Annotated in this window: 9 protein-coding genes and 3 pseudogenes; 5 read left to right on the top strand and 7 right to left on the bottom strand. The window is 68.9% G+C overall.

What is annotated here, in order from left to right:
- Nucleotides 1-39: 39 nt before the first annotated feature.
- On the bottom strand, nucleotides 40-807 hold the full coding sequence (locus IO24_RS0107945; RefSeq protein WP_031133329.1) for an MBL fold metallo-hydrolase: 768 nt from the start codon (nucleotides 805-807) through the stop codon (nucleotides 40-42).
- Nucleotides 808-893: 86 nt separating this feature from the next.
- On the opposite strand from IO24_RS0107945, the gene IO24_RS45125 reads away from it, so the two are divergent.
- The 3 genes from IO24_RS45125 to IO24_RS0107930 all read left to right on the top strand — a co-directional run bounded on the left by IO24_RS45125 (nucleotide 894) and on the right by IO24_RS0107930 (nucleotide 2,346).
- On the top strand, nucleotides 894-1,034 hold the full coding sequence (locus IO24_RS45125; protein WP_157851241.1) for a CGNR zinc finger domain-containing protein: 141 nt from the start codon (nucleotides 894-896) through the stop codon (nucleotides 1,032-1,034).
- Nucleotides 1,035-1,177: 143 nt separating this feature from the next.
- A complete protein-coding gene (locus IO24_RS0107935; RefSeq protein ID WP_031133327.1) occupies nucleotides 1,178-1,783 on the top strand; it encodes an MBL fold metallo-hydrolase in 606 nt (201 codons plus the stop codon).
- A 179-nt stretch (nucleotides 1,784-1,962) separates the two neighbouring features.
- Nucleotides 1,963-2,346: a winged helix-turn-helix transcriptional regulator gene (locus IO24_RS0107930; RefSeq protein ID WP_031133325.1), complete on the top strand. Its 384-nt coding sequence runs from the start codon at nucleotides 1,963-1,965 to the stop codon at nucleotides 2,344-2,346.
- Nucleotides 2,347-2,378: 32 nt separating this feature from the next.
- On the opposite strand, the gene IO24_RS0107925 is transcribed toward IO24_RS0107930, so the two are convergent.
- Nucleotides 2,379-2,774 (bottom strand): nuclear transport factor 2 family protein, encoded by a 396-nt coding sequence (locus IO24_RS0107925; RefSeq protein ID WP_031133323.1) that lies wholly within the window; start codon nucleotides 2,772-2,774, stop codon nucleotides 2,379-2,381.
- Nucleotides 2,775-3,318: 544 nt separating this feature from the next.
- On the opposite strand from IO24_RS0107925, the gene IO24_RS0107920 reads away from it, so the two are divergent.
- The gene (locus IO24_RS0107920) at nucleotides 3,319-5,262 is read left to right on the top strand and encodes an RICIN domain-containing protein (protein ID WP_031133322.1); all 1,944 of its coding nucleotides are present in this window, start codon (nucleotides 3,319-3,321) and stop codon (nucleotides 5,260-5,262) included.
- Between the two features lie 66 nt (nucleotides 5,263-5,328).
- Here the strand turns inward: IO24_RS0107920 and IO24_RS46245 are convergent.
- The 4 genes and pseudogenes from IO24_RS46245 to IO24_RS0107910 form a co-directional block, all read right to left on the bottom strand.
- Nucleotides 5,329-5,511: pseudogene (locus tag IO24_RS46245) on the bottom strand (adenylate kinase family protein); the annotation flags it as partial.
- A gap of 296 nt (nucleotides 5,512-5,807) precedes the next feature.
- A pseudogene (locus tag IO24_RS0107915) lies at nucleotides 5,808-6,476 on the bottom strand (alcohol dehydrogenase catalytic domain-containing protein); the annotation flags it as partial.
- Nucleotides 6,469-6,914, bottom strand: a pseudogene (locus tag IO24_RS42750) (tautomerase family protein). The pseudogenes IO24_RS42750 and IO24_RS0107915, both read right to left, overlap by 8 nt.
- A 55-nt stretch (nucleotides 6,915-6,969) precedes the next feature.
- Complete coding sequence (locus IO24_RS0107910) at nucleotides 6,970-8,091, bottom strand: PP2C family protein-serine/threonine phosphatase (protein WP_031133318.1); 1,122 nt, start codon at nucleotides 8,089-8,091, stop codon at nucleotides 6,970-6,972.
- Nucleotides 8,092-8,293: 202 nt separating this feature from the next.
- Here IO24_RS0107910 and IO24_RS0107905 point away from each other — a divergent pair, with 202 nt between their 5' ends.
- Complete coding sequence (locus IO24_RS0107905; RefSeq protein WP_199808811.1) at nucleotides 8,294-11,041, top strand: SpoIIE family protein phosphatase; 2,748 nt, start codon at nucleotides 8,294-8,296, stop codon at nucleotides 11,039-11,041.
- A gap of 217 nt (nucleotides 11,042-11,258) precedes the next feature.
- Here IO24_RS0107905 and IO24_RS0107900 read toward each other — a convergent pair whose 3' ends face one another.
- The gene (locus IO24_RS0107900) at nucleotides 11,259-12,977 is read right to left on the bottom strand and encodes an acyl-CoA dehydrogenase family protein (RefSeq protein ID WP_031133314.1); all 1,719 of its coding nucleotides are present in this window, start codon (nucleotides 12,975-12,977) and stop codon (nucleotides 11,259-11,261) included.
- Nucleotides 12,978-13,016: the final 39 nt, after the last annotated feature.

Genomic DNA, 13,016 nt, shown 5'->3' with positions numbered 1-13,016 from the left:
GTGGGCTCGTGACGCACCGCAGCGGCCGGGCGTGCGGGGTCAGGCCAGTTCCACGCGGTCGATCAATCCGGCGGCAGTGAAGGCGTCCACGAGCTGCTCGCGGCCCTCGGTGAAGTGGGCCCAGCTGTCGAAATGGACCGGCACGATCCGGCGGGCGCCCAGAACGCGGGCTGCCTCGGCGGCTTGAGCGCTGTCGAGGGTGAGCAGCGCGCGGTCCAGGACATCGGTGCGGACCGCGCCGGCGAACAGCACAGCGGTGTCCACCGGGCCGAAACGGTCGGCGATCTCGCGGACCAGCGAGAGCTGGGCGTTGTCGCCGCTGATGTAGACGGTGGGCAGGCCGTCACCGCTGAGGACGAAACCGACGACCTCACCGACGATCGGTTCGAGGTCCTCGCGCGCCCCGGGGCCGTGCAGAGCCGGGACGCCGGTGACGGTGATCGTGCCGCCATCGGGACGGTCCAGCTCGATGGACTCCCAGTCCTTCAGCGGGCGTGCGGTGCCGCCCAGCCTGCCCGCGCCACCGGGCGTGGTCAGAGTGAGGGGCGCGTCGGCGAGCAGGGTCCGGCCCGTGGTGTCGAGGTTGTCGTCGTGCTCGTCGTGCGACAGCAGCACCACATCGATGGGGCCCAGGTCGGCAGGCGCTGCGGAGGCGGGCGCGGTCTTGGCCAGCCCCGAGGGGTAGGTGCCGGGGGCGTCGAAGGTCGGGTCGGTCAGGAACCGCAGCCCGCCGTACTCGATGAGCGCGGTCGGACCGCCGAAGGCGCGGACGGGGACCTGCTCGCTGGACGCGCCGGTTGCTGCCATGGCGAAATCACCTCACGGATAGATTGGCTTACATCCGTGACCCTAGGCGTTTGTCACGGATGAAGGCAAGCTGTACCGTGAGATGCGTGAGTGAGACTGCCGCCGTCGCCGGCACTGCCGATCCCGGGCTGCCGTCGGCGCCGGGCGCCACCGGACGACGCCCCTGGTGCTCCGTCCGCTGCGGCGACCGCGCCCGCGCCGCCCGCACCCAGACCACCGCCGACTGAGTCCGGCCACCCCCGCCCGGCCGGCGTTCACCAGACCCGCGCCGGGGCGCGGCTTCACACACCCTCAAATCCCCGGCACGGATGGCACACCACGCCCTCCATCCGGCCATTTCCCCACGAGCAACGAAGGAGCATCACCTCTCATGACGGCCACATTCACTGTGCTGACCACCGGCTACGACAGCCTCGACACACGCAACGCCCACCGCGACGGCAAAGAGAAGCCGTGGCACGTCGCCTCGACCGTCTCCCTCCTGTGCGACGGCGACACGATCGTCGTCGTCGACCCCGGCATGGTCGAGGACCGCAAACTCATCCTCGACCCGCTCGCCACCGCCGGAATCAGCCCCGAGGAGGTCACCGACGTGGTCTTCAGTCACCACCACCCCGACCACACTCTCAACGCAGCCCTCTTCCCCCACGCGCGCGCCCACGACGTCTGGGCCGCCTACCACAACAACCTCTGGTACGACCGGCCCGCCGACGGGTACCAGCTCTCCCCCTCGATCCGCCTGCTCGAAACACCCGGCCACACCCCCCAGGACATCTCCACCGTCGCGGAGACGACGGAAGGAACCGTCGTCCTCACTCACGCCTGGTGGAGCGTCCACGGCCCGGCCGAGGACCCCACCTCCGACGACCATGAGGGCCTGCGCGCCTCCCGCCGCAAGATCCTGGCCCTCAAGCCCGCCCTGGTCGTCCCCGGCCACGGAGACCCCTTCGTCCCCGACGAGAACACCCCCGTCTGACTCACAGAGGCCCCCGAGACCCACCCGGGCCCGGCGGCCCCGAGCCGCTCCGGATCGCCCCGCCGCGGTGGCCGCCGGAGAAGGGGGGGACCGGGCTGGTGCGACACGACGTCCTCGGTAAAGATGCTGCCTGCCGGGCCTTGCATTTACCGCCGGTAATAGCCACCTCAACGCAACCGATGAGGACGTGTGACGTGCCAGAGTTTCCGGCCTTCGATGTCATGACGGCGACCTGCCCGTCCCGCACCTCGCTCGCCCGCATCGCCAACAAGTGGACGGCCATGGTGGTCATCGCGCTCAGCGCAGGCCCCATGCGCTTCCGCGACCTGCGCACCGGCGTCGACGGCATCAGCGCCAAGGTCCTCACCGAGACACTCCGGGACCTGGAACGCGACGGACTCGTCACCCGGCACGTGTACGGCGAGGTCCCGCCCCGGGTCGAGTACGAGTTGACTGCGCTGGGGCGTACGCTGCATGCCCCGCTTCAGGCACTGGCCCTCTGGGCCGAGGAACACTTCACCGAGGTGCTCGCGGCACGCGAGAGCTACGACGCCCGCCAGTGACCTGACTGGTCACCAGGAAGGATGCGGGCGGCCTACTCCCCCCAGAAGGCGTCCTCGGCCACCTGGTCGCCGGAGAACAGCCACATCTCGACGATCTTGCCGTCCTTGAGGCGCAGAACATCCACGCCGTCCATGCCCATGGACGCGTCCTCGCGCCGGCCGGCGAAGTGGATCGAGGCGGCCACCATGTCGCCGTTGCCCATGAGAGCGTGGATCGTGTCGATGGCGAAGGAGCCCTGACTGGCCTCCATCATCCCGCCGAGCATCGCGAAGACGGCGTCGCGCCCCTTGCGCTCGCCGGAAAACCGGTTGGCGCCCGGCTGATGCCAGACGATCTCCTCGTCCAGCAGCTCGCCCACCTTGACCAGGTCACCCTTCTGAACGGCCTGGAAGTACTCACGCGCGATGTCGACGTTCTTGCTGGTCATGACAACACTCCCTATGCCTCTGACATGGAGGCGGTACGACTGCCGTTACGGGGTGGGTTCGAGCGCGACGTGCGCGGCTCGGGGTGGATCAACGACGCGCGTTCAACGCGAACGTCCCTTCGGTGACCTCAGGACCCCCATACTCACCATCGGTAACCAGTCACCTCAACGTAACCAATGGGGTGGCGTGACGCACATCACATCAGTTCGAGCTTCGGCCGGGAGTCACGCGGCCCGCCGTCCACGGCCCGGCATGGACGGCTAACGGCAACCCATTCATCCGATCTATCGACCTGGTCGCGCCTCAAGTACCGGTGGCGTGATCCTGAGGATTGAGTGCTCCATCGGCTGTGAGCAAGTGGTTTCCGTCGATCCCCTAGACAGACCCCGCATCGAAGCTCCTTAATAGATCCGATGTTCCTCCGGCGAAGAGCACCGTTTCACGGCCACTTTGACCGTCCGTGCACGTTCCGGCCCCGGGCCGTCGACTGCCCTCTGGGGCGTTGTCACCGCAATCAATGCCACCGATCCACAGGAGTGGGCCATGTCCTCACGCAGAATGACCCGCCGTGCGCTTCTCGGCGCAGGTGCGGCGACCGCCGCGAGTGCGCTGCCGATCGTCCCCGGCTTCTCCGGCCTTCTGTCGCAGGCGGCCGCCGCTGACACGCAGACCGACCTGGGCAAGATGGTCGACATGCGGTTCGGGATGTTCAACCACTTCAGCCTGGGCACGTTCACGGACCAGGAGTGGGCCGAACCACATCAGAACCCTGCCCTTTTCGCTCCCCCGAGCGTCAACTGCGCACAGTGGGCCGAGGCGGCGGTCGCCGCGAAGATGAGCTACGGCATCCTGACCACCAAGCACCACGACGGCTTCGCCCTGTGGCCGAGCGCCTACGGCACCCAGAACGTCGCGAACAGCTCCTACAAGCGGGACGTGGTGCGGGCGTACTGCGACGCCTTCCGGGCGAAGGGACTGAAGGTCGGGTTCTATTACTCGATCTGGGACCGCACCTTCGGTGTCGAGGCATGGGAGAGCCGCCACAAGGTGAGCGGGCTCGAAATCACCGATGCCATCAAGCCCGACCACATGACCTTCATCCTCGGCCAGATTCGCGAACTGCTCACCCACTACGGCAGTATTGACATGTTCATGACTGACGGCTACGCATGGCAGATGGGGCAGCAGGCCGTCTCCTACCAGAGGGTCCGTTCGCTGGTGAAGGAGCTGCAGCCGCACTGCGTCATGATCGACATCGGTGGACTGACGGAGCCCTTCCTCAGCGACGCGATCTTCTTCGAGGAGCCGCTGGGCGTCACGGCACCGGCGGGCAACACCTACGCCGGCATGCAGGGACAGACCATCAGCAACGGCTGGTTCTGGCACCCTTCCACCCCGGCCGAGAGCCTCATGAGCAGGTCCGCGATCCTGTCGCATCTGGCCGACCTGGAGCCGAAGTACACCTCGTTCATCCTCAACTGCCCGCCCAACCGCAACGGCCTGCTGGACACCAACATCGTCAACCGGCTCGCCGACGTGGGTGCCGCCTGGAGCCCGGACACCTCCCGGCCGCCGCTGCCCACCCAGCCACTGCGCGCCGAGCACCCGGTCACACCGGTCAACGCGTATGCGACCGCCTTCCACACCGGCGAGGGACCGCTCCACGCCATCGACGGACTCAGCGACGTCCGCTACGAGACCTGCTGGTCGACCTGGAGCCTGCCGCTGCCGCAGTCCATCACCATCGACCTGGGCGGCGTGTGGAGCAACGTCTCCACCCTGGAGTACCTGCCCAAGCAGTGGAACCGCACCAACTCCACCGACGGCGACATCACTTCATACACCATCCTGACCAGCACCGACGGTGTCACCTTCACCCGGGTCGCCTCCGGCACGTGGGCCGGCGACGGCAAGTACAAGCTGGTGGAGTGGCCCAGGCGGAACGTGGGCTTCGTACGGATCCAGGTCAATGCGGCCACCGGCGACTACACCAACATCAGCGGCGTCAGGATCGGCGGCCGCTCGGTCGAACCGGCGCTGTTGTCCACCACACTGCCCGGCGACGGCACCGTCTACCGGCTGGTCGCCCGGCACAGCGGCAAGGTCGCCGACGTGGAGGGCGCGGGCACCGCCAACGGCACCAATGTCGATCAGTGGCCCTGGCTCAACCAGGCGAACCAGAAGTGGACTTTCACCAGCACCGGCGACGGCTACTACAAGATCAAGGGTGTGGGCAGCGGCAAGCTTCTGGAGGTCGCGGGTCTGTCTCGCGCGGACGGCGGCAACGTCGGCATCTGGGCAGACGCCGGCGCCCCCCAGCAGCACTGGGCCGTCACGCCCACCGGTGACGGGAGCTACCTCCTCATCAACCGCTACAGCGGGCTCTCCCTCGGCGTCGACGAGGGCAGCACCGCCGACGGAGCCAACATCGAACAGCAGCCATACGCGTCACAGACGCGGCAGCAATGGCAGATCATCCCGTCCTGACCTGCCCTCCGCCCCTCTCCTCCGCCATGGCCTGCCCTGCTGATTCGTCCCGAGGAGACCACGCCCACGCAGAGCCGACATCGAGCGCTCCGTGACCTCCGCCACCGAGCCCAGCGCGGAGATCCCGACCACGAGATCCCGCAGTCGGTAGTACTCGGTGATCGGCGAGGTAGCACGGTCGAACACCTCAAGCCGCTTGCGAACCGTTTCCTCGCTGTCGTCCTGTCGCTGGTACAGGTCGCCACCGCAGCGGTTCTCACCGGCCTCGCCTCAGGAAACGCTCCTGACCAGCAGCAATGTGGTCGATCTCGGTGGGTGCTGCGGTCCCTCAGTCTCGGAGCGGTGGCATGTCCTGGCCGGACACGGGCCTACTCCGAGATGTCGAGGGCCGGGAAGAGGGCGCGGGCGGCCTCTGGGTCGGGCGCGACGAAGATGCCGTCCGCCTGAACGAGGATGGTGGACGGGACTGCTTCTGTGGCGATCGGGCCTTCCACGAAGATCTTGCGGTCGTCGGTTCCGGTGACGTGCGCGCTTACCCGCAGGGGGATCGCCTCGGCGGTGCGGGCGCCGAAGCTCTCGGCGAGCTTGCGGTGCTCGGGGTCGGGGTCGACGTAGAGGACGTCGGAAGCGCCCAGCCCGCGGGCGATGTCACACACGTACAGGCCGATGCTGCCGCGGGCCACTACCAGCACCCTGGCGCCGGGGCGGGCCGTGAGATGGGGTGCGACGAGGCGCCAGGACAGCGACCAATTGTCGCTCGCCGAGGCCATCGCGACCGGGTCGAGGCCGGTGGGCAGCGAGACGAGCATGGCGTCCGCGTACGGGACGCGGACCAGGTCGGAGAAGAGCCCGCCCCAGGCGCCGCCGATCGGTGCGCCGTACATCGCCATGTGCGGGACCGAGGTGCAGTGGGCGGTCAGTCCGGCGCGGCAGTCGTCGCAGGTGCCGCAGCTGATGGACCAGGGCACGACGACGAGGTCGCCGGGAGCGACGGTGGTCACGTTGTCGCCGACGTCGGCGACGCGGGCAACGCACTCGTGCCCGAGGGCGAACGGCGGGTCGATGAAGCCGTGTCCGGCCAGGATCGCGGAGTCGACGTCGCAAGAGGTCGCGGCGACCGGCGTGACAATCGCCTCACCGGCCGACTGCACCGTGAGGTCGGGCGTCTCGCGCCACTCGACCGTACGGCGGGCGACATAGGTCAGTTCACGCATCGGCCTGCTCCTTTCCCTGCCGCGCCAGCGCGACCAGGTCGGCGTACCGGATGACGGAGCCGCCCAGCCGCCCGCGCCCCAGGTTCCGTCCGGCTGCTCGTACACGAGCACCCACACGCGCAGTGCGTCGTCCGGAGCGAGACCGGCGGCCGACAGAACTGTCTGCGTCGCGTCCTGGACCAGGCCGCCCTTGCTCCGCTCGGACAGTGCTCCCTGCGGCACCGTCACCTCCACGAGGAAGCGAGGCGCGTCGTCCTCGGCAGTCGCCTGGGCGCCTTCGGGCAGCTCTACGAGGTGGCTCCGCGCCTGAGCGCGGAAGAAGGCGGTGTCGGGCCCTCCCTCCCAGCGCAGCAGGACAGCCGGGAGGTCGCGCTGAACGGTGGCGCGGCCCTCCTCCGTGAGAGCACCGGCAGGCACGGTCAACCGGATCATGGGCATGGCAGCTCCCGCCAAAACTTGGGCCTGCGGTTTTCCGGCACGCGAACCCGAAGGCTCAGCCCTCGATGCCGACGGTTCCCCGATCCTGCGGGTTGGAAGTCCTCAGCGCGAGGGCCGCGATGTCGTCGTCGAGCCTTCCGCCGCTGTGCTGCAGCAGAGCCCGGTGCAGCCGGTCGAGCAGCTCGCGGGGCTGCTCAAGGGCCTGCCGCCGCATCCAGTCCGGCAGCGGGAAGAACTCGCCCGCGTGATCCCGGGCCTCCGATACGCCGTCCGTGTAGAGCAGCAGCTGGTCCCCCGGGGCGAAGGCGACGACGTCGACCCAGTAACGGTCACCGATGAGCGCTGCGAGGTTGAGAGGCGGGGAGGCGATGGTCGGGACCAGGACCCGGACCTCTCCGTGATGCGCGATCAGCGGCGGGGGATGCCCGCAGTTGAGAAGTCGCACGTAGCCGCCGTCGTGCGGGATCTCGGTGAGAAGAGCGGTGGCAAAGTGCTCGGGCTGATCCTGGGCCGGAAACGCAGCGCTGTGACGCCTGACGGCGGTCTCGAGGCGGTGAACGATGCCCTGCAGGTCGGGCTCGTCGTAAGCGGCCTCTCTGAAGCAACTGATCACCGCCGAGGCCGCCCCCACTGCTGACAGGCCCTTGCCCCGTACGTCGCCGATGAGCAGCCGGACCCCGTGCGGTGTACCGATTGCCTCGTAGAAGTCACCGCCGATCCGGGCCTGCTCCTGGGCCGCCAGGTACAGCGACTCGATCTCGACGCCCTCGATGCGGCGTGGCAGCGGGCGCAGCAGCACCTTCTGGGCTGCGTCGGCGACGAGCCGGATCTGGAAGAGCGTTTCCTCACGCTGGAGTCGGACATGGCTCCCGTATGCGGCCGCCAGGGTGACCGCGACGATCGCGGCCGCCGTGTACTGCGTCCCCAGATCGGTGTGGAGGAAGCTCAGGACGATCATGAGCAGCAGACAGAACGCCCCCAGCAGGATCGTGGGGAGCACGGGCCACATCGCGGCGGCAAGGGCGGGCGCGACGGGCAGAAGGCGACTGAAGGCGATCTCCCTGGGTGTGGAGAACGCCAGGCCTGCGATGAGGGCGGTCAGGATGAGGGGTGACAGCCGGGCAGCTTCCCATCGGCCGCTGTAGGCGGGGCGACGGCGCCACAGCCGTGCAGACATGATCACAAAAGCATCATATCGATCTAATAGGACATCGAGCACGGAAGGATCATGCGCCGCACGCAAGAAACGCGCGCACCGGACGGCCGCGCCCAGAGGAACCGAAGCCATACAGCGCATGCCGCCCGGGCATCCGAGGTCAGCCGGGGGCGGGTCGGGCCGAGCCCTGGCCCCTTGGAATCACCGATGCTAAAAAGGGCGCATGGCGAGTCTTTTCGCCCGTTTTCGACACCCATCAGTCAGGCGCCTCCTCAGCAAGGGCACGCAGAGCGTGGCCGGGCAGGTGCTGCTCTTCCAGGTGGCTCTGGTAGTGCTGCTCGTGACCTGCGGTGTCTTCGCTCTCATCCTGCAGTCGGAGCGGGACTCCAGCGCCGAGGCCAGGCGACGCTCCACGGCCGTGGCACAGACCTACGCGCACTCACCGGGCGTCCTGGCGGCATTGCAGACCCGGGATCCGAGCAGGATTCTCCAGCCGCTCACCGAGGCGGCACGCCGGGCCGCCGGCGTCGACTTCATCGTGGTCATGGACACCGAGGGCATCCGGTACACGCACCCCCTGCCGGACCGAATCGGAAAGCGGTTCGTGGGCGAGATCGGGCCGCCGCGGGCGGGGAAGGTCTACGTGGAGAGCGTCGACGGCCCGCTCGGTCGCGAGGTGCAGGCCACGGTCCCGATCGAGAACGCCGACAGCCAGGTGGTGGCCCTGGTCTCGGCCGGGATGAAGGTCGAGAACGTCGAGAGTCAGTTGGCCCGGCAACTACCGATCATCCTGGGCGCCGGGGCCGCAGCCCTCGCGCTGTCCACCGGTGTGACGGCGCTGGTGGGCAAGCGGCTGCGACGCCAGACACACAGCCTGGCCCCGGACGAGATGACCCTGATGTACGAGCACCACGACACGGTGCTCCACTCCGTTCGGGAAGGGGTACTGATCGTGGCCGCCGACGGGCAGCTGATGCTGGCGAACGACGAAGCCAGACGCCTGCTGGAGCTGCCTCCCGACGTCGAGGGGCAGCTCGTCTCGGAGCTGCCGGGCCTCGATCCCGAGATGAAGGCGCTGCTCGTCTCCGGGCGCGAGGCCACCGACGAGGTGCACCTCGCGGGCGAGCGGCTGCTCGCGGTCAACCAGCGGCCCACGGACTTCGGGGGCGGCCCCGAGGGAATGGTGGTGACACTGCGCGACTCCACCGAGCTGCAGGCGGTGACCGGCAGGGCGGAGGTGGCACGGGAGCGGCTCAGGCTGCTGTACGACGCCGGACTCGGCATCGGTACCACCCTGGACGTGCTGCGCACCGCCGACGAGTTGGCGCGGGTCCCGATTCCTCGCTTCGCGGACTTCGTCACCGTGGACCTGGCCGACGCAGTCCTGCACGGCGAGGAGCCGGCCCTCACGGCGACGGACATGCGACGCGCGGCCGTGTGCGGCATTCAGGACGACCATCCGCTCTCCGAACAGGGCCGGCTTTTCGACTACCTTCCCGCCACGCCCCAGGCGCGCGGCTACGGCAGCGGCCGGTCCCAGTTGGTGAGCGATCTACCGACCGCCACGGGCTGGCGCGTGCAGGACCCCGAGCGCGCCAAGGCGATCATCGACCACGGCATCCACTCCCTCATCAGCGCCCCCATCCAGGCCCGTGGCGTCGTGCTGGGCATGGCCAATTTCTGGCGCGCGCACCAGCATGAGCCCTTCGACGAAGAGGATCTGTCGCTGGCGGAGGAGCTGGTGGCCCGTGCCGCGATAAGCATCGACAATGCCCGCCGCTACACCCGCGAGCACACTCTGGCAGTCACCCTCCAGCGCAGCCTGCTGCCGCAGGCCATGCCGGAGCAGAACGCCCTCGACATCGCCTACCGCTACCTCCCCGCCCAGTCGGGCGTGGGCGGAGACTGGTTCGACGTGATTCCCCTGCCGGGGAGCCGGGTGGCACTGGCCGTCGGCGATGTGGTCGGCCACGGCCTGCACGCCGCCGCCACGATGGGACGGCTGCGGACCGCGGTGCACAACTTCTCCGCCCTCGATCTGCCACCCGACGAGTTGCTGAGCCATCTGGACGACCTGGTCGGGCGCATCGACCAGAACGAGACGGCAGAGAGCGCAGCTGGCGTTGTGGGCGCCACCTGCCTGTACGGGATCTACGACCCCGTGACGCGCCACTACGTCATGGCGCGTGCGGGGCATCTGGCGCCCGCGCTGGTCCAGCCCGACGGAACCGTCACCTTCCCGGACGTGCCGGCCGGTCCGCCCCTGGGCCTCGGCGGCATGCCGTTCCAGACCGCGGAGCTGTGCCTCGAGGAGGGAACCCAGCTCGTCCTGTACACCGACGGACTCATCGAGGACCGCAGACGCGACCTGGACGTGGGAATGGAAATTCTGCGCGACGCGCTGACGGGCCACTCCGGCCGGCCGCCCGAGGAGACCTGCCAGGACGTGCTGGACAGCCTGCTCCCCGATCGTCCCGGGGACGACGTCGCCCTGCTCGTCGCCCGCACTCGGGTACTGCCGCGCGACCGCATCGCCGACTGGGATGTACCAGCGGACCCGGCCGCCGTCTCGGGTATGCGCGACGCCGTGTCCCGGAGGCTCGAAGCATGGGGCCTGTCAGAGTTCGGCTTCACCATGGAGCTGATCCTGAGCGAGCTCATCACCAACGCCATCCGCTACAGCGCCGGGCCGATCCACGTGCGGCTGATCCGCGACCGCACGCTGATCTGCGAGGTGGCCGACGGCAGCAGCACGTCACCGCATCTGCGGTACGCCGCGACGACGGACGAGGGAGGCCGGGGCCTGTTCCTGGTGTCGCAGATGGCTGAGCGCTGGGGCACGCGGTACACCCCGCAGGGCAAGGTGATCTGGGCCGAACAGGCCCTGCCCGAGGTCAGCCGGCAGCCCGTCCCGACAGCGGCCGACGCGGACACACCCCGGGCGAAGAGGCAGTCGACCCGAAAACCCTGACATAAGGCGCCGGCGATCAGGTGATGACGTGGTCGTCTGGTCAGCACCGACCAGCACGGGTGTCAGCACCGCGCCGCCGGGTCCCCCAAGTACGCATCCCTTGGCTGGTTCGGCCGTGGCCCTCCGCGCGGCAGGTCGCGCAGAGGGCCACGGTGCGAGCGTCACTGCTGCCGGGGGCCCTGACCCTCACATGTCGACGAGCCCGCTGGGCGGGCTGTCACAGCGCCATCTCGTACGCCCCGGCCAGTGCCTCCACACGCTCCCACACGCGTCCCGAACGCGCTTCGTCGACGACGGGGCGCCGGACGGCGCCGAGCGCCCAGCGCTGCTGATCCACGGTGGCGGAGTCCTTGCCGTGCAGTTCGACGGCGAAGGCGGAGAAGTCGCGGACGAGGACGGAGAACAGCTCGTCGAGCACATCCTCGTTCAGGTCCGTCAGACGGGCCTGCTCCAGGATCAGCTGGCCGTGCACCACCAGCGCGAACAGCTGGCCGACGGCGAGAAGAAGATCGAGGTCGCGGCTCTGCTCCTCGTCGGGGGCCGCGGTGGCGACGAACGCGCACAGGGCGTCGGCCTGTTCCCGGAAGCGGGCGACGTTCGGCACACCGGCGTATGCGTCGTAGGCGGGGCGCCAGTCGTGGAAGCGTACGGAGCCGAGGCCACGGGCCGGTCCCTGCTCGAAGAGGAACGTGTCGTCGGCCGCGTCGAGACGGGTCGGCACGGCCGCGAACTCGGCCGGGTGCAGGAGGTGGTTACGCATGAACTTGAGGATCAGCGCGAGGTTGACGTGCACCGTGCCCTCGAGCTTGGGCAGTCCCCGGATCTCGACGGCGGCCTGTGCGAAGTAGGTGTCCTTCTCGAAGCCCTTGGCGGCGATCACGTCCCACATCAGGTCGATGACCTTCTCGCCCTCCGTGGTCACCTTCATCTTCGTCATCGGGTTGAACAGCAGGTAGCGGCGGTCGTCCGGCGAGGCGGAGCGGAAGTAGTCGACGGCGCGGTCGCTGAACAACTTCATGCCGACCAGGCGGACGTACGCGTCGGCCAGCTCGCGGCGCACGTGCGGGAAGGCGGTGACGGGGCGGCCGTACAGGATGCGATGGTGCGCGTGGGTGACCGCCTCGTACATCGCGTGCTCGCAGATGCCGATCGAGGCGGTGCAGAGGTTGAACTTGCCGACGTTGACGGTGTTGAGGGCGGCGTCGAAGGCGGCGCGGCCCGTGTGCAGGACGTCGTCCGGGCCCACCGGGTAGTCCTCGAGGCGGAACTCGCTGACGTATTTGGAGGAGTCCACGACGTTCTTGACAAGGTGATAGGCCGGGTGACGGCTGTCGGCGGCGAAGAAGACGTAGCCGTCCGGGCCCTCGATGTCGGCGCGTCGGCCGAAGACCGAGACGAGCCCGGCGGCATTGCCGTTGCCGATGTAGTACTTGGAGCCCGTCGCCCTGAAGCCGCCGTCGCCGTCCGGCGTCAGCAGCATGTCGGTGGAGTAGATGTCGGCGCCATGGGTCTTCTCGGAGAGACCGAAGGCGAACACCTCACCCCCGGCGAGGAGTTCTGCCGCGCGGGTCCGAGCCGCGGTGTTGCCGCTCTGCCAGACCGGCCCGAGACCGAGGATGGTCACCTGCCATGCGTACCAGTAGTCGAGACCGTAGAACCCGAAGATCTCGTTGAGGGCGGCGATCCGGGCCGTGTCCCAGCGCTGGTCCTCGCGTCCGGCGGCGGACGCCGGGGTCAGGAAGGTGGCGAACAGCCCTTCCTTGGCTGCGAACGCGAGGAAGTCGGCAAGCCAGGCGCGGGAACGGTAGTCCTCGATGAGCCTGCGCTTGCCGCGGTCCTCGAACCAGTCGACGGTGGCACGCAGCAGCCTGCGGGTCTCGGGGTCGAACTGCGCCGGGTCGTACGTGCGGGGGTTGAAGAGGAGGGGGTCGGCCATGGAGATCCGCCTTCCGAGGGTTGAGGGTGGAGGTGGAGG

Origin of the sequence: Streptomyces flavovariabilis, assembly GCF_000725785.1 — a bacterium.
Taxonomy (GTDB): Bacteria; Actinomycetota; Actinomycetes; order Streptomycetales; family Streptomycetaceae; genus Streptomyces; species Streptomyces hawaiiensis.
Note: the sequence above shows the minus strand (reverse complement) of the source record. Positions and strands in the feature narration are given on the sequence as shown.

What these genes read in the sequence shown, in the direction of transcription:
- IO24_RS0107945 (WP_031133329.1), bottom strand. Translation starts at nt 807, where the DNA reads ATGGCAGCAACCGGCGCGTCCAGCGAGCAGGTCCCCGTCCGCGCCTTC.
- IO24_RS0107935 (WP_031133327.1), top strand. Translation starts at nt 1,178, where the DNA reads ATGACGGCCACATTCACTGTGCTGACCACCGGCTACGACAGCCTCGAC.
- IO24_RS0107930 (WP_031133325.1), top strand. Translation starts at nt 1,963, where the DNA reads ATGAGGACGTGTGACGTGCCAGAGTTTCCGGCCTTCGATGTCATGACG.
- IO24_RS0107925 (WP_031133323.1), bottom strand. Translation starts at nt 2,774, where the DNA reads ATGACCAGCAAGAACGTCGACATCGCGCGTGAGTACTTCCAGGCCGTT.
- IO24_RS0107920 (WP_031133322.1), top strand. Translation starts at nt 3,319, where the DNA reads ATGTCCTCACGCAGAATGACCCGCCGTGCGCTTCTCGGCGCAGGTGCG.
- IO24_RS0107910 (WP_031133318.1), bottom strand. Translation starts at nt 8,091, where the DNA reads ATGTCTGCACGGCTGTGGCGCCGTCGCCCCGCCTACAGCGGCCGATGG.
- IO24_RS0107905 (WP_199808811.1), top strand. Translation starts at nt 8,294, where the DNA reads ATGGCGAGTCTTTTCGCCCGTTTTCGACACCCATCAGTCAGGCGCCTC.
- IO24_RS0107900 (WP_031133314.1), bottom strand. Translation starts at nt 12,977, where the DNA reads ATGGCCGACCCCCTCCTCTTCAACCCCCGCACGTACGACCCGGCGCAG.